This is a genomic window from Rhodococcus sp. P-2 (genome assembly GCF_016598535.1).
GTDB classification, from domain to species: Bacteria; Actinomycetota; Actinomycetes; order Mycobacteriales; family Mycobacteriaceae; genus Rhodococcus_F; species Rhodococcus_F baikonurensis.
The window spans coordinates 1167424-1187698 of record NZ_CP066779.1; the positions used below are offsets into that span (position 1 = coordinate 1167424).

General features: G+C 64.1%; 22 protein-coding genes. 8 read left to right on the forward strand and 14 right to left on the reverse strand.

The features are described from left to right. Position 1: 1 nt before the first annotated feature. Positions 2 to 304 (forward strand): DUF3349 domain-containing protein, encoded by a 303-nt coding sequence (locus I7X09_RS05425; RefSeq protein ID WP_095970351.1) that lies wholly within the window; start codon positions 2 to 4, stop codon positions 302 to 304. Beyond that, positions 301 to 1440 carry an o-succinylbenzoate--CoA ligase gene (menE, locus tag I7X09_RS05430; protein WP_200315929.1) on the forward strand — a complete coding sequence of 380 codons (1140 nt, stop codon included), beginning with the start codon at positions 301 to 303 and terminating at the stop codon, positions 1438 to 1440. The genes I7X09_RS05425 and menE overlap by 4 nt, the downstream gene beginning before the upstream one ends. Here menE and I7X09_RS05435 read toward each other — a convergent pair. Further along, positions 1437 to 2387: a hypothetical protein gene (locus I7X09_RS05435; protein WP_234036803.1), complete on the reverse strand. Its 951-nt coding sequence runs from the start codon at positions 2385 to 2387 to the stop codon at positions 1437 to 1439. The two genes, menE and I7X09_RS05435, sit on opposite strands and share 4 nt — an antisense overlap. A gap of 154 nt (positions 2388 to 2541) precedes the next feature. On the opposite strand from I7X09_RS05435, the gene I7X09_RS05440 reads away from it, so the two are divergent. Both I7X09_RS05440 and I7X09_RS05445 read left to right on the forward strand, forming a co-directional pair. Further along, the gene (locus tag I7X09_RS05440) at positions 2542 to 3549 is read left to right on the forward strand and encodes an ATP-binding cassette domain-containing protein (protein ID WP_095970353.1); all 1008 of its coding nucleotides are present in this window, start codon (positions 2542 to 2544) and stop codon (positions 3547 to 3549) included. After that, on the forward strand, positions 3546 to 4373 hold the full coding sequence (locus tag I7X09_RS05445; RefSeq protein ID WP_095970354.1) for an ABC transporter permease: 828 nt from the start codon (positions 3546 to 3548) through the stop codon (positions 4371 to 4373). The genes I7X09_RS05440 and I7X09_RS05445 overlap by 4 nt, the downstream gene beginning before the upstream one ends. Before the next feature lie 21 nt (positions 4374 to 4394). Here I7X09_RS05445 and I7X09_RS05450 read toward each other — a convergent pair whose 3' ends face one another. Beyond that, a complete protein-coding gene (locus tag I7X09_RS05450) occupies positions 4395 to 7643 on the reverse strand; it encodes a BTAD domain-containing putative transcriptional regulator (protein WP_200315931.1) in 3249 nt (1082 codons plus the stop codon). Between the two features lie 49 nt (positions 7644 to 7692). Between I7X09_RS05450 and I7X09_RS05455 the strand changes: the two genes are divergently transcribed. Beyond that, complete coding sequence (locus I7X09_RS05455; protein WP_166811182.1) at positions 7693 to 8562, forward strand: 1,4-dihydroxy-2-naphthoate polyprenyltransferase; 870 nt, start codon at positions 7693 to 7695, stop codon at positions 8560 to 8562. 12 nt (positions 8563 to 8574) lie between these two features. On the opposite strand, the gene I7X09_RS05460 is transcribed toward I7X09_RS05455, so the two are convergent. Genes I7X09_RS05460 through I7X09_RS05475 form a run of 4 tightly spaced genes read right to left on the reverse strand, consistent with a single transcriptional unit; the run spans position 8575 to position 10635 of the window. Further along, the gene (locus I7X09_RS05460) at positions 8575 to 8955 is read right to left on the reverse strand and encodes a phage holin family protein (RefSeq protein WP_003941998.1); all 381 of its coding nucleotides are present in this window, start codon (positions 8953 to 8955) and stop codon (positions 8575 to 8577) included. A gap of 49 nt (positions 8956 to 9004) precedes the next feature. After that, on the reverse strand, positions 9005 to 9586 hold the full coding sequence (locus I7X09_RS05465) for a Clp protease N-terminal domain-containing protein (protein WP_200315933.1): 582 nt from the start codon (positions 9584 to 9586) through the stop codon (positions 9005 to 9007). Between the two features lie 5 nt (positions 9587 to 9591). After that, complete coding sequence (locus I7X09_RS05470) at positions 9592 to 9843, reverse strand: HTH domain-containing protein (protein ID WP_095970357.1); 252 nt, start codon at positions 9841 to 9843, stop codon at positions 9592 to 9594. A gap of 54 nt (positions 9844 to 9897) precedes the next feature. Further along, positions 9898 to 10635 (reverse strand): lysophospholipid acyltransferase family protein, encoded by a 738-nt coding sequence (locus tag I7X09_RS05475; protein WP_095970358.1) that lies wholly within the window; start codon positions 10633 to 10635, stop codon positions 9898 to 9900. A 122-nt stretch (positions 10636 to 10757) separates the two neighbouring features. Here I7X09_RS05475 and I7X09_RS05480 point away from each other — a divergent pair, with 122 nt between their 5' ends. Next, on the forward strand, positions 10758 to 11396 hold the full coding sequence (locus I7X09_RS05480; RefSeq protein ID WP_200315935.1) for a GNAT family N-acetyltransferase: 639 nt from the start codon (positions 10758 to 10760) through the stop codon (positions 11394 to 11396). On the opposite strand, the gene I7X09_RS05485 is transcribed toward I7X09_RS05480, so the two are convergent. Both I7X09_RS05485 and I7X09_RS05490 read right to left on the reverse strand, forming a co-directional pair. Continuing rightward, positions 11294 to 12397 (reverse strand): PLP-dependent cysteine synthase family protein, encoded by a 1104-nt coding sequence (locus tag I7X09_RS05485; protein WP_095970360.1) that lies wholly within the window; start codon positions 12395 to 12397, stop codon positions 11294 to 11296. The two genes, I7X09_RS05480 and I7X09_RS05485, sit on opposite strands and share 103 nt — an antisense overlap. Further along, on the reverse strand, positions 12394 to 12780 hold the full coding sequence (locus I7X09_RS05490) for a DUF4229 domain-containing protein (RefSeq protein ID WP_095970361.1): 387 nt from the start codon (positions 12778 to 12780) through the stop codon (positions 12394 to 12396). The genes I7X09_RS05485 and I7X09_RS05490 overlap by 4 nt, the downstream gene beginning before the upstream one ends. Before the next feature lie 272 nt (positions 12781 to 13052). Here I7X09_RS05490 and I7X09_RS05495 point away from each other — a divergent pair, with 272 nt between their 5' ends. Together I7X09_RS05495 and I7X09_RS05500 are read left to right on the forward strand one after the other, a co-directional pair. Then, positions 13053 to 13265 carry a BldC family transcriptional regulator gene (locus I7X09_RS05495; protein WP_003942029.1) on the forward strand — a complete coding sequence of 71 codons (213 nt, stop codon included), beginning with the start codon at positions 13053 to 13055 and terminating at the stop codon, positions 13263 to 13265. A 164-nt stretch (positions 13266 to 13429) separates the two neighbouring features. Next, entirely contained in the window at positions 13430 to 13636 is a 207-nt protein-coding gene (locus I7X09_RS05500) for a hypothetical protein (protein ID WP_019744349.1), read from the forward strand. A gap of 24 nt (positions 13637 to 13660) precedes the next feature. Here I7X09_RS05500 and I7X09_RS05505 read toward each other — a convergent pair whose 3' ends face one another. The 6 genes from I7X09_RS05505 to I7X09_RS05530 all read right to left on the reverse strand — a co-directional run bounded on the left by I7X09_RS05505 (position 13661) and on the right by I7X09_RS05530 (position 20275). Next, positions 13661 to 15076, reverse strand: a complete 1416-nt coding sequence (locus tag I7X09_RS05505) for a nucleotide-binding protein (protein ID WP_442800592.1) — start codon at positions 15074 to 15076, stop codon at positions 13661 to 13663. A gap of 466 nt (positions 15077 to 15542) precedes the next feature. Beyond that, positions 15543 to 16505, reverse strand: a complete 963-nt coding sequence (gene ccsB / locus I7X09_RS05510) for a c-type cytochrome biogenesis protein CcsB (protein WP_050656206.1) — start codon at positions 16503 to 16505, stop codon at positions 15543 to 15545. Then, positions 16502 to 18166, reverse strand: a complete 1665-nt coding sequence (gene resB, locus I7X09_RS05515) for a cytochrome c biogenesis protein ResB (protein ID WP_095970362.1) — start codon at positions 18164 to 18166, stop codon at positions 16502 to 16504. The genes ccsB and resB overlap by 4 nt, the downstream gene beginning before the upstream one ends. After that, a complete protein-coding gene (locus I7X09_RS05520) occupies positions 18163 to 19011 on the reverse strand; it encodes a cytochrome c biogenesis CcdA family protein (RefSeq protein ID WP_095970363.1) in 849 nt (282 codons plus the stop codon). Before I7X09_RS05520 ends, resB begins: the two co-directional genes overlap by 4 nt. 2 nt (positions 19012 to 19013) lie before the next feature. Beyond that, a complete protein-coding gene (locus tag I7X09_RS05525) occupies positions 19014 to 19619 on the reverse strand; it encodes a TlpA disulfide reductase family protein (RefSeq protein WP_095970364.1) in 606 nt (201 codons plus the stop codon). Then, positions 19616 to 20275, reverse strand: a complete 660-nt coding sequence (locus I7X09_RS05530; RefSeq protein WP_003941868.1) for a histidine phosphatase family protein — start codon at positions 20273 to 20275, stop codon at positions 19616 to 19618. Before I7X09_RS05530 ends, I7X09_RS05525 begins: the two co-directional genes overlap by 4 nt.

A 20275-nucleotide genomic window follows, 5' to 3' on the forward strand; every position in this document is an offset into this window, starting at 1 on the left:
CATGGCCCTTCCGCCCTTCCTCACGTCGATAGTCGGCTGGTTGCGGGCCGGCTATCCCAACGGCGTCCCCGAACAGGACTACATCCCGCTCTTCGCGCTCCTCACCCGCAGACTCTCCGAATCCGAGGTCGACGCCGTCGCCGACGCGTTGATCGAGGACGGCGATCTGCCTATCGAGAAGACCGACATCCAGGTCCTCATCACGAAGATCACCAACGAGATGCCTCTCGAAACCGACGTCGACCGCGTGCGAAGCCATCTGGCTGACGGTGGTTGGCCGCTTGCCGGGCCGGACATCCGGTGAACGTTCTTCGCACGCTCGCGGTTCCGCAGGGCGAGGCGGTCTTCGAGGTATTGCCGCGCATCGCGCAGATCCTGGGCGGCGAGCACGACGCCGTGCTCCCCGTCCCGGCGACCGACGCACGCGAGACAGCTCGCCTGAGCGACGCTCTGCTCCCCGATCAGCCCATCGACGACGGTATTTCGCTGGTAGTCGCCACGTCGGGAACCACCGGCACTCCCAAAGGGGCAATGCTCACCGCGGCCGCACTGCGAGCCAGCGGCGACGCGACCCACGAACGCCTCGGCGGCACCGGATCCTGGTTGCTGGTCCTGCCCCCGCACCACATCGCCGGTATGCAGGTTCTGTTGCGCAGTGTGCTCGCCGGAACACAGCCGGTGATCGTCGACGTCAGTGCGGGTTTCGACCCGGCAGCGCTTCCGGGCGCCGTCGCCGCGATGAGCGGACCGCGCCGCTACACCTCGTTGGTGCCGACGCAGTTGGTCAAGGCACTCGGTGATCGCGCCGCGGTCGAGGCGTTGGCTTCGCTCGACGCCGTTCTGCTCGGCGGCGCTGCGACGCCTGCGCCGGTGCTCGCGCAGGCCACCGAAGCGGGCATCACCGTCGTCCGCACCTATGGGATGAGCGAGACCTCCGGCGGCTGCGTGTACGACGGAATCCCGTTGTCCGGGGCAAGGATTCGCATCGACGACGGCCGGGTTCTACTGGGTGGACCGATGCTCGCGTCCGGGTATCGTGGGCTTCCCGACCACCCCGCGTTCGCCGAACCCGGATGGTTCCGGACCGACGACGCCGGATCAGTGGTCGACGGAGTTCTGCGTATCAGCGGCCGGTTGGACGAGGCAATCTCCACCGGCGGACTGACCGTCGTACCGCAGGTCGTCGAGGCCGCGCTGGCCGATCACCCCGCCGTTCGCGAGTGCGCGGTGATCGGCATCGAAGACCGGCGACTCGGGCAGCGGGTGGTGGCCGTCGTCGTCGCCGAGGGCGAAGCTCCGACGCTCGAGGAGTTGCGCACACATGCTCAGCGGACACTCGACGTGACCGCAGCGCCGCGCGAGTTGTTCGTCGTGGACGCGCTCCCCCTCCGTGGCCCGGGCAAGCTCGATCGCGCCGCCCTGGTTGCTCGGTTCAGCTAGCAGCCGCAGCACGTTTCTTCAGCCGCAGGCCTGATCAGCGCCGCGGCTGCACAATCAGCGCGCGGCTCCGCGGAGGCAAGCCCGCTCGAACCTTCCCGCACGCGTTCGAAGTCGCGCAGATCCGCCCATACCCACCGGAACACCTCGAACCCCGCGTCCCGAATCGCGTCCTCGCGCAGTTTCTCGCGCTCCACCGCCCTACCCGGATCGTCGCCGCGGTACTTGACCATCCCGTCGAACTCGCCCACCACACCGTGCTCTTTCCAAAAGAAGTCGACCCTTCCGACAAACCGTCCACCGTGACGGATCTCGTGCTGCAAGGTCGGCTTCGGCCAACCGTCGTCGCGCATCCGTACGCGGCTGATGGACTCCCCGGGACTCTCGGCACCCGGTTCGACGAACTCGGCCACGACCCGCGCCCGGCTCATCCCCAGCCGTCCGCGCGCATGATCGAGAGAGGCGTCGACGTCCTCACGTCTCATCCCGCGTCGCAGGGCGCAATCACCGATCACCACGGCGTTCTCGAACGACGTCGTCCGCGCGAGGTCTACGAACGTTCGCGCCAACGACGTGGTTGCGACACCGTCGATCAGCACGACTTCCTCGGGCGGGACCACCGCCGGGTGAAGATGCAAGGTCTGGCTCTTCCGCCCACCCGAGGGTCGGCTACGCGTCATGTGTACGGTGTCCAATCGCAATCCGCCGCAATCCAATCCGTGCATGACAGCTGCCGAAGCATGGCTCACGATTGCGCCGGGTCCACAGGTTTCGGCGGCTGCCATGACAGCGCAGCGATGGCGTGCTCTCGCATCGAGTTCGCGGAAGTGATCGGCCCGCATGTAGATCCCCGCCGCAATTCGGTGCAGCTCACCTCGCTTGACCGCTCGTTGCAACTGTTCGTCGCTGGTGCCGTCGCGGTGTGCCTGTGCCCGCGTGAGAATTTCCATGCAGCGAGCCTGATGCCACCGCGCCCGCGGACCGACGAGCAAGATCCGTCTGGGGAGTGTTTGCCGGTTGTGGAGCACCGACCCCGCGCGCTGTGCAAGTAACCGCAAGTTCCACGCAAGGTCCATGCAAGATCGATCTGCCAAGCTTCACTCCATGAACCACACAGCTTCGCCTCTTGCCATCGAGGCCGACGGACTCGTCAAGAAGTTCGGCGAGCACCGCGCGGTCGACGGCGTCAGCCTGACCGTCCCCACCGGCTCGGTGTTCGGCGTCCTCGGGCCGAACGGTGCCGGCAAGACCACCACCGTCCGCATGCTCGCGACCCTCCTACGCCCCGACGGCGGTGAGGCACGCATCTTCGGCCACGACGTCAGCCGTGAACCCACCGCGGTCCGTTCCCTGATCGGCGTCACCGGGCAGTACGCCTCCGTCGACGAGGACCTCACTGCAACCGAAAACCTCGTGATCTTCTCGCGACTACTCGGTCTGAGCCGCCGCGACGCACGCAGCAAGTCCCTCGAACTCCTCGAGGAGTTCGACCTGGTCGAGGCCGCAACCAAACCGCTGAAGAACTTCTCCGGCGGTATGCGTCGACGCCTGGATCTGGCGGCCAGCCTGATCGCTCGCCCGCCGCTGCTGTTCCTCGACGAGCCCACCACCGGCCTCGATCCGCGCACCCGCGCCCAGATGTGGGTGACCATCCGGCGACTCGTCGCCGAGGGTTCGACGGTGTTGCTCACCACGCAGTACCTCGACGAGGCCGATCAGTTGGCCGATCGCATCGCGGTGATCGACCGCGGCCGCGTGATCGCCAACGGCACCGCCGACGAACTCAAGGCGTCGGTCGGGATCTCTTCGCTACAGCTCAAGTTGGTCGATCGTGATCGAACCGAGGAAGCTCGCTCGCTCATCGCCGCTGCGCTGAGCGTCGAGGTGGGTGTCACGCCCGAGGTCGGTCGGATCACCGCCCCGCTGAGCGACCCGTCGATCACCGCGGACCTGTTGATCCGCCTGCGCGAGCAAGGTATCGCCGTCGACGAGATCAACGTACAGAAACCCAGCCTGGACGAAGTGTTCCTAACCATCACCGGGCACCAGCCCGAAGACGGTGGACGCAACGACGCCCAGTCCGACAACGACTCCGATCGGAGCGTCGCATGACAACCACCCTCACCAAACCCCGGTCGCCGATTGCGCAACCGGACTCTGCGCCCCGCCGGATCAGTCTGCAGCAGAGCTTCGCGAACACGTTCACGATGGCGTACCGCGGAATTCTCAAGATCAAGCACAACCCCGAGCAACTGTTCGACGTCGTCATCCAGCCGATCATCTTCACGTTGATGTTCACCTACATCTTCGGCGGCGCGATCGCCGGTGACGTGACTGCCTACCTGCCGACGATCATCCCCGGCATTCTCGTTCAGACCGTCATCACCGGTTCCATCGTCACGGGCACCCAGCTTCGTGAAGACATGGACAAGGGTGTGTTCGACCGCTTCAAGTCCCTTCCTATCGCGCGCATCGCCCCGCTGTCCGGTGCATTGCTCGCCGACGTCGTGCGTTACGGCATCGCCACGACGATCACGTTCATCGTCGGTTTCGCGATGGGATACCGCCCGGCAGGCGGCGTGGTCGGCATCCTGTCCGCTGCGATCCTGGTCATGGTGTGTGCGTTCTCCATCAGCTGGATCTTCGCCCTCATGGGCGTGCTGATGAACAAAGCATCCACGGTGCAGGGCGTTTCGATGCTCGTGCTGTTCCCGCTGACATTCCTGTCGAATGCGTTCGTCGATCCTGCCACCATGCCGAGCTGGCTTCAGAAGTTCGTCAACGTCAATCCGGTCTCGCACTTGGTGACCGCGGTTCGCGAGCTGGCCAACGACGGCCATTTCGGCATCCACGTGGTCTGGTCCTTGGTCGGCGCCGCGGTGATCGTTGCCGTCATGGCACCTCTGACCGTCCGGATGTACATGCGCAAGACGTAAGTCCCGCAACATCGTCCAGCTCTAGTCCAGCACCGGTCCGCGAAGCGCAGCCAACACTGCTTCGCGGACCGCTCTGCGCGAGTAGCCCGACACCTTCTCGGTTTCCACAGACCACCTGTCGGATCCGACCACACCGACAGCGAAGTCGGACAGGCGCGCATGGTGGAGCGAGACGAAGTCCTGTCTCCCCGGCATTTTCAACGACAGTGCCATCAGTTCGACCCCGCGGTCGATGTTGCCCGTCACAAGATCGAACGACCCGATCGCCGACGCCAACGAACCCGCGAGCGGCAGGTCCGCGTAACCGTTGGGATCGAGCTTGAGAGCACTCGACTCCTTCATCTGCAGAACGCGACCCGCCACGAGTTCGTGCCGGCCGTGAACCGCGTGAGCGCACACGGCCGCGGCACCGAGCAGAACGACGAAGGGATCACCGAAGATGTTCTCGATCGCAGAACCCAACAGCTCCAGCGCTTCTCGATACCGAGCCAGGCCGTCCTCGATACGGCCGTCCGCGAGATCCGCCTCGGCGATACTCGCCATGAGCGCCGCGCGCCGTTGATCGGTTTCGATGGCTCCGGTCCCACCCGAGTGGGCCAAGGCCGGGCGTGCCCGATCGAGAAGTACCCGACCACCAGCGGTGTCACCGGCCGCGATCATTGCTCCGGCTTGAAAGCAGATGAGCTGCATCGCCTCGTCACGCGCACCGAGACGTTCCATCGACGCCGCCGCGATCGCGTAGAACTCGATGGCCTCGCCGTAGCGGGCGGATTGGCTGTGAACCGACCCGACATGTTGGGCCGCCATCGCCAGACCCCACTCGTCACCGATGCTGGTGGCGTAGTCGAACAACGCCTCGCCGTCCAGCAATGCACCGCGCAGATCTCCGATGTTCTCCCGCATGTTCGAACGCGCCGACAGCGCCGCCATTCGGGTCTCGGGATCGGAACTGCGAACGCCTTCGGCCACCAACCGCGCAAGTTTGTGGTTGGCGATCCCACTCGTGGTCAGCTTGATCAGAAATGCGAACAGCGGACCGAGATCATCGCGCTCACGCAACAGCTTTCGAAGGCGGACCCGAGCACGGGCATGGTTTCGATCGGCCTCCCCGAAGAAGAGATGCATCGCCACCAGGATGAACGTCGCGCCGACCAGTTCCGCATTCACGTCGCGCAGATCGTTGTCCGCGGTCGCCCCCACGATCTTCGACGCCCAGTTCGAGATTTCCGAGTTCGATCCTCGTACGGCCCACAGAATCGCGAGGACGGGAAAGACGTTGGCCACCGTAACCGCGTCGCCGCGCTCCACGGCCCAGCGAAGAACAGCGAGAAGGTTGTCGTGCTCGGCGTCCAAGTCGGCAATCAGGCGAAGCTGGTCCGTTCGTGATCGCACGACGGCGTCCTCGGCGATCGCGATCGCCCAGTCGTCTAGGCGCCGAATCACTTCCGGCCCCTCCCCGGACGCGGCGAGTTGCTCCTCGCCGTATTCACGGACCGTCTCGAGCATGTAGTACCGAAGATCGCCCTGTCCGTCGCTGACGGAAAGAAGCGACTGATTGACCAGAGCTTCGACGGCGCCCGCCACATCGGTCAGCTCGCCCCACCCTGCAACTGCCTGCGCCGAAGAAAGCGTGAAGCCTGCCGGGAATCGGCACAGCCGACGCAGCGCGATCTGATCCCCGCTGCCCAGCAGATTCCAACTCCAGTCGATCACCGCGTGCAGCGTCCGATGCCGGTCCGGAGACGTCGGATCGTCGGAGCGCAACAACGCGAACCGATCTCGCAGTCTCGAACCGATTTCGTCGACGCTCATCGTGCGGACCCGAGCGGCAGCGAGCTCGATCGCCAACGGGAGTCCGTCGAGCGTCGTACACAGCTTGACGACCGCGTCGAGGTCCAGATGAACCGACGGCCGCACCGCGCGGGCTCTCGCCGAGAAGAGTTCGACTGCCGACCCGGTTCCGTCGTCGATCGCCAACGGCGGCAACGGGTACACCGCCTCGGCACTGATCATGAGCGGAGATCGACTGGTGGTCAGTACCGTCAACTGAGGACCGGCCGCGATCATCTCGGCCACGATCTCCGAACACGCGCCGATCACGTGCTCGCAGTTGTCGAGGATGAGCAACATCGGACCGGCCGACAGCGCCTCTTTGAGTCGCTCTCGCGCCGAATGCGTCCGGCCGACGGTCAATTTGCCTGGCGCCAGATCGGATTCGCTGATTCCGAGGGTGCCGCCGATGGCCGCGATCACGTCTTCGCTGCTGCGCAACGACGCCAGCTCCACGAGTACCACCGAGACGCCAGGCCGGTTCACGGATGCGCGCAGGCCCAATTCGTGTGCGAGGCGGGTTTTTCCGGCACCGCCGGGTCCGAGAATCGTGACGACGCGAGAGCGGGCGAGCAAGGATTCGATCTGGTCGATGTCACCATCGCGACCGAGCAAGGTGTTGGGGGCAGCGCGTAGACCGATCGCACGCGCAGCCCGTGGTGTAGCTGCCGGCGCGCCCAGAAGTTCTGCGTTCAGAGTCACCAGCGCAGGTGACGGATCAGCGCCCAGACGGTTGGCGAGGTGGTTTCGAAACTCTGCGAACACCTCCAGTGCCTCGTTGACGCGGCCGGCTCCGGCGAGCGCGCGCATCAGTGCTTCGGCTGCCGTGTCGTCGAATGGACTCGCCAGGTGCCGTCCTCGCACCAGTGGAATGGCTGCCGCGTACTCCCCCAACGTGAGGAATGCGTCGATCTGCGCCGACTCCAGTTCGTCGTACACGCGGCCCGCGTCGAGCGCGAGGCGATCTGCGACGTCGCCGACGACGTCGCTTCCGGGGGTACCGCGCCACAGGCGCAGCGCGTCGGTCGTGACGGCAAGCGCCTCGGACGCGTCGGCGCCGCCCGAGCGCAACCGACGGGCCGCGTCCGCTGCCCTGGCCAGGTCGACACGCTCCCGAGCGAGAGTGAGCCGGTATCCGGCCGCCGTCACCTCGAGGGCCCCGTCCGGGAGTGCAGATCGCAGGCGCGAGACCTGAGTGTGGAGCGCGTTCATCGGTGAGCGCGGCGGCTCCAGCCCCCAGACGTCGCCGATCAGGCTCTGCGCGGTACGTGGCTCACCGGGATTGCGAGCCAGCGCCACCAGGAGAGTTCGAGCTCGCGGCCCAGGGAGGGGCACCAGACGATCGCCCACTTTGGTCGAAACGGGTCCGAGCAAGGCAATGTCTGCCAGGTCTGCGCCCGACTGCGCGTACCTGGCGCGCTCACTCACGTCTCGAGTCATGTGCTGATCCACCGCGTTCGATCGTATTGCACAGTGCAAAGATCGTCGTATGGCAACAGCTGCTCAATGGATCGAAGGCGCGAGGCCGCGCACACTCCCGAACGCGATTGCGCCCGTGCTGGTCGGCACCGGAGCCGCGGCGTCACTGGACCTCGCAGTGTGGTGGAAGGCGCTCCTGGCACTGATCGTCTCCTTGGCCTTGATCGTCGGGGTGAATTTCGCGAACGACTACTCCGACGGAATCCGCGGAACGGACGACGACCGCGTCGGGCCACTGCGCTTGGTCGGATCGAAGTTGGTCAGTCCCGGAGCGGTGAAGGCCGCCGCGATCAGCTGCTTCGCCGTTGCCGCGGTAGCCGGTTTCGTTCTGGCTGCGACCACGGCCTGGTGGCTGGTCGCGGTCGGAGTGTTCTGCATCATCGGTGCGTGGTTCTACACCGGCGGCACGAAGCCGTACGGATACAGCGGGTTCGGCGAGATCGCCGTGTTCATCTTCTTCGGGTTGATTGCAGTGCTGGGAACTCAGTTCGTGCAGGCCGAGCGGGTGGACCTGGCCGGACTGGCCGGAGCGATCGCCATCGGTTCGTTCTCGAGCGCAGTGCTTGTCGCCAACAATCTTCGGGACATCCCGACCGACACCGAGTCCGGAAAGATCACTCTCGCAGTCCGACTCGGCGACGCGAAGACCCGCACGCTGCACGTGATCCTGCTGGCCGTCCCGTTCGTCGCGACCCTGCTGCTGATCCTGCGTACTCCGTGGGCATTGCTCGGATTGCTCGCGTTGCCACTCGCAATCCGAGCCAACGCCCCGCTGCGTTCAGGGGGCCAGGGAATGGCTCTGATCCCCGCGTTGCGCGACACCGGACTCGCCATGCTCGTCTGGGGTGCCGCGACCGCAGTTGCGCTCAGTCTCGCCTGAACTTCGCCGTACTCAACGGTTGTCGGGGACGAACGCGCTGAGCAGAAAGTTCACGATCGAGATGATCAGCGCGCCCCAGACTGCCGTCCAGAAGCCGTCGACCGTCAAGCCGTAGGACGTTCCGGACGAGATCCACGCCGTCAGCATCAGCATCAGGGCGTTGATCACGAGTGTGAACAGTCCGAGAGTCAGGATGAGCAGCGGTAGCGAGAGAAGCTGCACTACCGGCTTGATGAAGGCGTTGACCACCGTGAAGATCAAGGCGATCACCGCGATCACGAGAACCGTGCCCCAGGTGCCGTTGTCGTGGTTGGCGATCGTGATGCCGGTGACCCACGCCGACGCCAGCCAGATGGCTATGCCGTTGATGATGAGACGTGCCAGAAATGTCATGTCTGAATGCTGGCACATCCCGCCCCGTGCATGCGGAGCCGTGCCGAATCTAGGCGGCGCGATTCATCTTCGCTTCCAATCGCTCACGGATCACCGACATCGTGACCTGCGTTTCGAGGGCCTGACGGGTGGGCCCGTCGGCGACACGCAGGATGCCGAGCAGGATGTGTTCGGCACCGATTCGGTTGTCCTTGTGCGCGAGCGCTTCACGGAGCGAGAGTTCCAACACCTTCTTGGAGTCCTTCTCGAATCGCGATCGAGGAAACCCGAATCGGCCTTTCCGCGAAGTATCGACACCGTCCGGCACAGGAGTCTCGTCAAGCACACCTTCACCGAACGACTGCTCCAGACTTTCCCGCACCGCATCGAGATCGATGCCGATCGACTTGAGTATCTCGGCGTCGTCGTCGAGGTTGTGCGAGTCACCGCCCTTCGAGTCACCGCCTTTCGCGCCGGCGCCGGCGCGGCGGATCGCGTCGAGGGTGACACCCGACTCGGTGAGCACCTCGGTGGCGATGCCCCGATCAGCGGTGAGCAGGGCGGTCAGAAGTTCCGTCGGCGTGACAGGACCGGATCCGGCGACAGCATCGACGACTACTCCCCTCGCCTGCGCGGAGAACCTTTCGAACATGGCACTTACCTGCCCTTCTCGCGCAGTGAACGCAGCATCGATTCCGACTGCGCGGACGCATATTTCTTGTGGACGGCTTGACGGCTGACCTCGAGAGCTTCCGCGATCGCCTGCCAGGACCATCCGTGCCGGCGCGCATTGGCGACCTGAATGGCCTCGAGTTTGTCGAGCAGACGTCGCAGCGCTCGAACGGCACGCAATCCCTCGGTGGGATCCGGGCTGCCGGCGGCAGCGGCTAGAGAGGTTGCTTCGGTCATGTTGTCAATTTAGGTTGACACACGGAATCTGTCAACCAAAATTGACAACATGCCTCAGTACCCTGCGACTGCCCCGTTCACTGCCACCTGCAGATCAGCCTGCACAGTTCGGGCGATATCCATCGGCTTGTCCGGAAGTTCGGTCACCGGCATTCCGACAAAGACACTCGCCGCCTTGACGTCACCGGAAACCGGGCCGTAGTTGATGCCGATCGACACCAGAGCCGGCGAGCACCCCAACTTCTCGGCCCGGGCCACGATGTGGCCGATTCCGCTGTTGACATGCTGCAACTGCGTCGGATCTTCGGTATTGCACGTCCCCTCGGGAAAAATCGCCAGACAATCGCCATTGCCCAGACGCTCCGCCGCGACGTCCATCATCACTCGGCCGGCATCCGAAACAGCGCGAAGGCCGTAGTTCTTGCTGCGAAAAACCGGGATACTGCCCATCATGTCGATCTTCTTGCGCTGTGAGGGATCAACGAAGAGTTCGTCTTTGGCGAGGACCCTGGTCCGTCCGATCACTCGGCGCAACGGAGTGCGCCACGCGGTCGCGGCGAGCGTGAACTGGTCGCTCTCCGTCAGATGATTGACCGCCACGACCAATTGCGTCTTGCGCTCGAGCAGAGTCTTCAGCGCAGCCTCCGCCCCCGGCGCGTATCGCACTCGCGGGCGGTACTTCAGCGCCAAGGCGGCGTAGGCGAGCTTCGCCACAAACCGGTTCTGCTGATGGCTGCGGTAGTACTCGTACACCGCTTCGTAATTGTCGAGTGAAACTTCAGGATTGCCCATGATCCGCCCTCGCTGGAGAAGTGCCCCTTGGACAAACGATACACAACCTACGGTTGCGTAGGTTTGTGTTTCACACGGCGTAGCGCTGGGCGAAACTCCGCTCTCGAGGTAAAACGGTTTCTGTGATCCGCTCGGCCATATCCACCGACCTACCCGCACTGCAACAGATCGAGATCGCCGCGGGCGAACCGTTCCGAGACATCGGGATGGACGCCATCGCAGACGATCCACCGCCCACGCTCGACGAGTTGAACGATTTCCTCGCGGCCGAGCACATCTGGGTTCAGACCGACGCTAACGACGTACCCGTGGCGTACGCACTCGTCGAAATCGTGGACGGCGGCGCACACATCGAGCAGGTTTCCGTTCACCCCGATCATGCCCGCCAAGGCCTCGGCGCCCAGCTGATCGACGCCGTCACCGAATGGGCGGCGGACCATCACCACGATCTCGTGACTCTGACGACTTTCGTCGACGTCCCGTGGAACGCGCCGTACTACGAGCGACTCGGGTTCGTGCGCCTGGCCGAGAACAGGCTCTCCCCCGGACTGATCCGCATCAGAACCGACGAGCAATCGTCCGGGCTGGATGCCTGGCCACGCGTGACGATGAGCCGCCCCGCCCGTGGTCACGTGTCACCAGCGCAGAAGTACACGGCTCAGGAATTCGCCGTCCAAGCACCCGACCGTACGAACTCGTCCAGCACGGCCGTCGGACCGAGCAGGTCGATCCCTTCCGACGCCACCCATTCGTCGTTGTAGTACGTGCCCGAATAACGCTCTCCGCCGTCGCACAGCAGCGTGACGACGCTGCCGCTGCGTCCGGCCGCCATCATCTCCGCGATCAACGCAAAGGCGCCCCACAGGTTCGTACCCGTCGAGCCGCCGACTTTGCGCCCCAGGGCGGCGCTGGCGTGCCGTGCAGCCGCGATCGAGCCTGCATCAGGGACCTTGATCATTCGGTCGACCACCTGACCGACAAACGACGGTTCGACGCGCGGACGGCCGATGCCCTCGATCCGGGAACCCCGAGTACCGACGATCGACGGATCGCCGGCCCGCCACGCGTCGAAGAACACGGAGTGCTCCGGGTCCACGACGCACAGTCCGGTGTCGAATTTCCGGTAGCGAAGGAAGCGGCCGATCGTGGCGCCGGTTCCGCCGGTCCCGGCTCCGACGACGACCCAGTCGGGAATCGGGTTTTCCTCGTGCTCGAGCTGAGTGAAGATGGATTCGGCGATGTTGTTGTTTCCGCGCCAGTCCGTTGCGCGCTCGGCATGGGTGAACTGGTCCATGTAGTGGCCGTTCGACTCACTCGCGAGCCGATGCGATTCCGAGTAGATCGAGGACGGATCGCTCACGAAATGACAACGTCCACCCTGCGCCTCGATCAATGCGATCTTGGCGGGACTCGTACTCGCGGGCATCACCGCGACAAAATCCAGGCCGAGCAACTTCGCGAAATACGCCTCGCTGACAGCCGTCGAACCGGACGACGCCTCGATGACGGTGGTCTCTTCGGTAACCCAGCCGTTGCAGATCGCGTACAGGAAAAGCGACCGCGCGAGTCGATGCTTGAGACTCCCCGTGATGTGGGTCGACTCGTCCTTCAGATAGAGCTGGACGGTCCAGTTACTCGGTAGCGGATACCGCAGCAGGTGAGTGTCCGCGCTGCGTTGCGCGTCGGCTTCGATCAACCGCACCGCGTTGTCGACCCACTGGCGTGACGTCCGACGATCGACGTCGAGCGACCCCGTGGTCACCGCCCGTCCCCGCGCAGCTTGGAGCGAAGATCGTCACGATCGGACCGGCGCTGGGCGTCGACGGCCGCGATGCCCGCATTGACACGCTTGCGGAGTTTCGCGAAGAGCAGCAGCGACAGTGGCAGCGCGATCAGAACTGCGAACAGTGCCGCGACGATCAGGGGAACGTCAGTGCCGGCGAGCTTTCCACCGCCGATGATGACGGCACCGATCACGACGACCAAGAGCAGTCGAGCGACCGAGTACAGCACCACGTCGCGGGCCAGTTGACCCTTGGTCACCGGCCCGGCAGTCGACTTTGCCTGCGCAGAGTTTGCGGAGGGTTTACTGGCTTTGACCGGCTCAGAAGGAACATTTTCGGGGTTTTCAGACAACTGGCTCACCCTCTCAGGTTACCCATTCCGAATGCGGGTGGGATCAAGCCCGCTATATCCATTTTGTCCTTTACTTAAACATTACTTTGTCTTGAAAGATCGACTACCCGGCTATATCTGTGCAAACATTGCGCTACCACTCAGAAAACGGTCGAATGTGAGCGAAGGACTTCGAAACAAACTCGACGCAGGTTTTTGGCAACTGCTCGACACACCGGTTCGGTATCACTGTTCAGAGTCACTGCTCGTCAACGTTCGACATCAACATGGAGGACCTCACAATGAGCGCACCAACCTTCAATACCGCCGCAGACGCACTCATGACGCCAGGACAGGTAGCGGCATTGTTTCATGTCGATCCCAAGACCGTGACCCGCTGGGCACACGCAGGACGTCTGGGCTCGCTTCGCACGCCAGGGGGACATCGTCGATTCCGTGAGACCGAGGTCATGCAGCTTCTGCGCTCACTGACCACCGAAGCGGACAACAACTGAGCAACTTCAGCTCACTTCGAAGTACTTGTAGCACCCGACAGATCTTGCAGCACCCGACAGATACAGCACTGACGCACTGAACCGAAACCCTTCTCCACACCGCTTCTGGTGAAGCGGGCCGGAGACTGAGTAGGCTCGACCTCAGTTCCCTGAGGAGGTGCGCCGTGTTGTATCTGTTGGCGTTGGTGGGTTTGGTGACATTGATCGTTCTGATGTGGAAGGCATTCGGGCCCGATCCGTCGACGCGTACCCCGGTGAGCGGCGTGCGCGGGCCGGACGACGATCCCGAATTCCTGTGGAATGTGAACCAGCAAACACGACGCAAGCGCACGGAAGGTCCGGACGTACCGCCGACTGACACGTCGACGTAGCGTCCGGGCTCACCCGGCTACCGCTTACCGCCCCGGAACGCCGAACGGGGAGGTGGGAAAGTCCTGTGCAACCACCGCGGCCAATTCCAACACCGCTTGGCGGGTGCCTGGACGCAGCCGGTCCAGATCGATTTCGGCACCTTCTTCCAGATGCGGATCGAACGGAATAAGTCTCACCGCTCGACAGCGCTGCTCGAAATGCTCGACGACCCGTGGCAGATCAACCTTGCCCGAGCGAGGGCGTACCGCATTGATGACGGCTACGGACGTGGCGACCAACCTGCTGTAACCGTGAGCATCGAGCCAGTCCAGTGTTGCGGAGGCGCTACGTGCACCGTCGACGGATCCGGAACTGACGACGATCAACGAGTCCGCACCTTCGAGAATGGCCTGCATCGCCGAGTGCATCAATCCGGTACCGCAGTCCGTCAAAACGATGCTGTAGAACTTTTCGAGCATGTCGACAGTACGCGTGTAGTCCCCGCCGCTGAAGGCCTCTGAAACTGCTGGATCACTGTCGGATGCAAGCACTTCGAGTCGGTGGCGATTTTGTGATGTGTAACCACGGACGTCGCTGTACTTCTCGATGCTGTTCTCGTCGCGCAGCAGGTTCCGCACTGTTGCCGGAGTCTCGAGCGGGATCTTCTGGCTCAAGGTTCCTCTGTCGGGGTTTGCATCGACTGCGACGACGCGATCACCGCGAATCGACGCGAACATCGATCCCAGCGTCGCGGTGGTCGTGGTTTTGCCGACGCCACCTTTGAGACTGAGAACCGCAACCTTGTAGCAGCCCTGCAGGGGCTGGTTGATCTGGCGCGTCAACTCGACGACATGCTGATCCTTTGCACCGTTTCCAAGGTTCACCGATCGGCCGGACATCGTGTACAACGCCTTGCGCCAACCACCGGCCGGGGCGGGTCGAACGGGCTTGACGAGCAGCGCGGCCGAAAGGTCTTGTGCCGTCATGGGGAGAGCCTGCTCAGGGAGATTGCCGGGAGCGGAGTTGAATCCGGTCTGCTGCATCTGAGGGTGAACCGGCGCCGCCGGAGCAACTGGCAGCCCCTGTCCGTTCGGCAGCGCCTGTCCGTTCGGTATCGCCTGCCCGTTCTGCAGCGCCTGCCCGTTCTGCAGCGGTTGACCGTATTGCAGGGTGTGGCCGTTCTGCACCGGCGCAGCGCCAGGGTGGCCGAACTGCCGAATCTCGGGGTTGGGTGGCTGAACGGCAGGCGAAGAAAGTGCCTGTGGTTGCTGGGGTGGTCCCGCGGACGGTCGCGCGGCCGGAGCGGGCTGGTTCTGGAGGGGCGGCGCGCTCTGGACGGGCTGTGGGTGCTGGACGGGCTGTGGGTGCTGAAAGGACTGTGGGTGCTGAAAGGACTGTGGAGCGCCAGTTCGCGAATCCGGAACCGACCCTGCACGATTCGTGGGTTCGTAGGTCTGCATCGGCATCGCGGGCGAGGTCGAGAACTGGCCGTTGACGGGGCCAGGTTGTGCTTCCGGATATTGGATGACCGGGGTCTTGGGGCCTGGCGCCGGAGCTGCCGGCGTCGTCAGCGGTGGCTGAGCGGCGGGTGCACTGGGCCCCGGGCCGGCGACCTGCTGGAGCGGACCGGAGTCGACCGGGGCCACGAATAGACTACGAACATCGCTGGGAACCGAGTCGGATGACGTCTCGGGTGCGGATGTGCGCAACTCGCTCCGCGTCGGCTCGGCAGGGCGCACCGGCTCCCACAATCCTGCTCCGGCGTCTTCGATCTTGTCGGCCATCTCGCCGTTCCCCCTCGTCGATCCCACAGCTACCAAGCAGCTAGTAACTCACCGAGCTGCATCGTAACTGTTGCCGCCCCTGACCTACCTACCGGTAATACCTACAGACCGGTCGGCAGCCACCCACGGTACCTCGAGAGGATCAGTTGAGTCCCGCGTAGGAGTGCAGGCCGGACACGACCATGTTGATGATGAAGAGGTTGAACAACATCGCGACGAATCCGGCGATGTTGATCCAGGCCGCCTTCGTCTCCCGCCAACCGGACGTTGCTCGCGCATGGAGGTAAGCGGCGTAAATCACCCAGGCGATGAAGGACATCGTCTCCTTGGGATCCCAACCCCAGAAGCGTCCCCACGCAGCTTCCGCCCAGATGGCACCGAGGATCACACCGGCGCCGAACAGCGGAAAGGCAATGATCGTGCTCTTGTAGGCCAAGCGGTCGAGGGTCTGGGCGTCCGGCAGTCGCTCCGCGATCCGGCCACCGATGCTCGAGCCTTCGTCACCGGGCGGGAACTTCAGTCGGAGCAGGAACAAGAGGGAAGCGATACCGCCGATCATGAAAATGCCGGAGCCGACGCTGACGATCGTCACGTGAATCGGCAGCCAGTACGAGCGCAGCGCCGGAACCACGGGAGCAGCGTCGGCGTAGAGAACCGTGCCGGCGAGGAACATCAGAATCAGGACGGGAACCAGCAGGAAGACCCACATCGGACGGTACGCCGGCTTGATCAGCAGGACGTGCCCGACCAGCAACGACGCCGCACACGCCATCGCCACGAACTCGTACATGTTGCCGAGCGGGAACCGTTCCGTCGCAAATCCGCGGAGCACGATCGACGCGATGATCAGAACCGTTCCGACAACCAGGACAGCTCGGCCCATTCCGCCGAACCGCTCCGAGAGCGACTTGGTCGGAGTCTCCGCGACCCTGCCCGGCACGGAAGCGTCGACTCCGCCGGCCGAGACCAGTTCCTTGTCCTGAACCGCCTTGGCTCTGGCCGACGCGTACTGCACGATAAGCAGCACGAACGCCAGAACGAGCACGGTGAAGGCGGACTTGAAGGCCCAGTCGCTGTACTGCGCGAGTGTCTCGTTGGTTGTCATCGGGCGTTCTCCTGCGCGTGCGGTTGGTTCACCGCGGTGGTCGGATTGCTTTTCAGCAAGCGGTCGGCGAGGCGGTCGAACTCGTCGCCCCAGCCTGCGTGGTCGGTGCGGGCAAGCCCACCAAGTTCTACTACAGTACGTCGTTCGTCATCGGGATAGATACGTGCCCAGACGCGGCGACGCTTGATCACGAGCGAGACGAGCAGACCCGCCATCATCGTCAACGCCGAAACCAACACCCACACCTGAGCGGGATCGTGGGACACCTGAAGGTTCACGAAGTCGACGGCACCATCGAATCGCACCTGGGTGCCGTCGGCAAGCGTCGCGCTCTCCCCTGGGAAGAGATTGACTCGATCCTGCTTGACCAGTCGACCCTGATTGATCAGTTCGGTGTTGAGTTCGAACAGCGATTGCGGGTTGCCGGTGTCGAGTCCGGTATCGCCCTTGTAGATGTCGATGGCGACTGCCGGGTCGTTCATCGCCGGGTAGCTCGACGACAGAAGGTTGCCGTGGAACAGCGCGGTGGGCGCGAACAATCCTTCGATGGCAATCTGATTCTTCCGACGCTCGTCCGCATCGGGATACATGCCGCCCGGCGGGTCGAAACGCATCGCGCCACTGCTCAGGAACGTCGTGGCGTCGTCGGGACGCCACTGGAGCGTCTCGGTGCGGGTCTCGCCGTTCGGGAAGGTGACGGTGAATGTCGGCGCGTATCCGTGTCCCTGCAGGTACACACGATCGCCGGCGATCCGCAGCGGGTGGTTCACCTGGATGGTCGTGTCCCGCCAGGTATCGGACTCGAGGTCGTCGCCTGCCTGGTACGAGATGTCCGAGGTGAACATCTCGGCCTGACCGGTCTCGAGGTAGTCGGCCTGGAAATTTTTCACACGGACACACAGCGGGGTCATGCCGGTGCCGTCGAGGCTCAAACCGGCGACGAAGGAGTCGAACACGGCCGGCGAGGTGGTGCAGAAGCCAGGTCCGTCGTTGGCGATGACGATGCGGTTGCCCTCGTAGCCGAACAACTTGCCCGCGGCGATCGCGATCAACAATCCGACCAACGACAGGTGGAACACGAGGTTGCCGAATTCGCGGAGGTATCCCTTTTCCGCCGAGATGGTGATCTCGCCTTCACGGCGCGATTTCGTATCGCCGCGACGCGTTTCGACGCGCCACCCACGCAGTTCTTTCGACACCCGGGCAGCAAGTTCGTCGGGAGTCTCGCCGTCGACGACGCTCTTGGTGTGGTGCGGCAGGCGAGCAAGATTGCGCGGCGCATTCACCGGACGGGTACGCAGCGCCTTCGCGTGCTCCACGCAACGCGGCAGGATGCAGCCGACCAGCGAGATGAAGAGCAATGCGTAGATCGCGGTGAACCAGAAGCTGCTGAACACGTCGAACAGTTCGAGGCGGTCCATCCACGGGCCGAGCGTCGGACGCGCGGCGATGTAGTCGGCGACCTTGCCCTCGTTGAGGGTTCGCTGTGGCAGCAGAGCGCCGGGGATAGCAGCCAGCGCGAGGAGGAACAGCAGAACCAGCGCGGTCCGCATCGAGGTGAGTCCGCGCCAGGTGTTGCGCCCGAGTGCAACGACTCGACCGATCACCGACTGCTTCGGGAGCGCGGGTTTCGGGTTGTCGTTATTGTCGTCAGCTGTCATATCGGCAGCGTCACCTCCGAGATAAATGCGTCGCGAACCCAGCCGACGAACTGGTCCCACGCGCCTGTGACGAGGGCGATTCCCACTGCCACCAACATGATTCCACCGAAAATTTGAATGGTGCGTGCATTACGACGCAACCAGCCGACGCCGGTCAGCGCTCGCGCCGATCCCAGCGCCAAGATGATGAACGGCAGGCCGAGTCCGATGCAGTACGCGACGATCAACGTGACACCACGCGCAGCGGTCATCCCGTCGGTTCCCGCGGCTACGGACATCACGCCTGCCAGCGTCGGTCCGAGGCACGGCGTCCAGCCCAGCGCGAACACTCCCCCGAGCAACGGGGCGCCCACCAGTGACGAGACACGACGGGGTTCGAAACGAACGTCTTTCTGGAGGGCGGGGATCAGTCCGATGAACACGAGGCCCATCGCGATCGTGATCACGCCGCCGACACGCATCAGAACCTCGCGGTTGACGAGCAGAGTCGAGATGACACCGAACACCGACGCAGTCGCGAGAACGAAGACGACGGTGAAGCCGGCGACGAACAGTCCGGCCGCACCGGCCACCCTCAGGCGACTGCTGCGGGTGATCGTTCGCGTCTTCGCCTCTTCGGCTGTGATCGCGGGAGCGTCGGCACCGACGACGCCGGCGAGGTAGGACAGGTAGCCGGGAACGAGCGGAACGACGCACGGCGAAGCGAACGACACCAGACCGGCGAGCACGCAGGCGCCGAGGGCCAGCAGAAGCGGACCCGAAGACGCCGCGTTCTGAAATGCCTCGCCCACACCGGCGCTCAGTGTTTCGCTGCCGGCCAGCAGCGTGGTGGTCGTGGTTGTCATGTCTACTGCGCGTCTTCCTGAGCTATTCGTTGGACGACGGGCAGCAAATCCTCGGCGAGTAGTTCTTGGAGGAACACCGCGGCGACGCGGTGTTGACGGTCCAGGACGATCGTCGTCGGAATGACCGACGTGGGGTAGCCCTTACCGAGGGCGATCAGCGAACGCATCGACGGGTCGTAGATCGACGGGTACGAGACCTTGTTGTCGACCACGAAGTCCTGCGCCTTGTTCTTGGTGTCGTCGCGGACGTTGATGCCGAGGAACTGCACGCCCGAATCCTTGGTCTGCTCGTAGACCTGTTCCAGGTCGTCGGCTTCGGCCCGGCACGGTCCGCACCACTGACCCCAGACGTTGAGAACGACGACTTTGCCCTCGAAGTCGTCGACGCCGACCTTCTGGCCTTCGTTCATCAGGTCTGGCCCGGAGAGCTTGCCGATGGTGCCTCGGTCGGACGGCGGATCGTAGAAGATCTTGGTTTGTCCGCCCGGTGATACGAAGTCGAAAGTTCCGCCCTGTGCGACGGCGTCGTCGCCGGTCGCGCAGGACGAGAGAAGAAGCATCGCGGACGCAGCGGCTGCGAGTGCTGCGGCGATGCGGCGCGAAATCATGCTCCTGTCACTCTCGGGTCGGAGGCGCCGGCGGGTTCGGAGTAGACGATGTCAACCAGGGTGTCGCCCTCGTAGACCAGTGAAGTCAACGAGGCCAGGCCGCACTGACGGTGACGAGGGTCGTGCCAGAGTCGCTCGCCCTGCAGGAATCGGCGCAGGGTCCAGACCGGCAGCTGATGGCTGACGACGACGGCTTCGTGTCCGACTGCCGCAACGCGTGCGGCGTTGACGGCTGCGAGCATGCGATGCGCGATCTGCAGGTAGGGCTCGCCCCAGGACGGGGTGAACGGGTCACGCAGTTTCCACCAGTGACGCGGACGTGAGAGCGCACCGTCCCCGACGGCAACCTTGAGACCTTCGAACTCGTTGCCTGCCTCGATGAGGTTTTCGTCCGTGACGATGTCGAGCTTATGTGCCTCGGCGATCGGCGTTGCAGTTTCCTGTGCTCGCTGCAGCGGCGACGCGACCACGTGCGTGATGTCGTGATCGGCGAGCACTGACGCGACCGCACGCGCCTGGGCTTCGCCCGCCACCGACAACCGGAAGCCCGGGAGCCGTCCGTAGAGGATCCCGCGCGGGTTGTGAACTTCGCCGTGGCGAAGGACGTGGACGATGGTGCGGGTGGACGTGTGGTCGGGGTGATCGGCGTCGGTCAC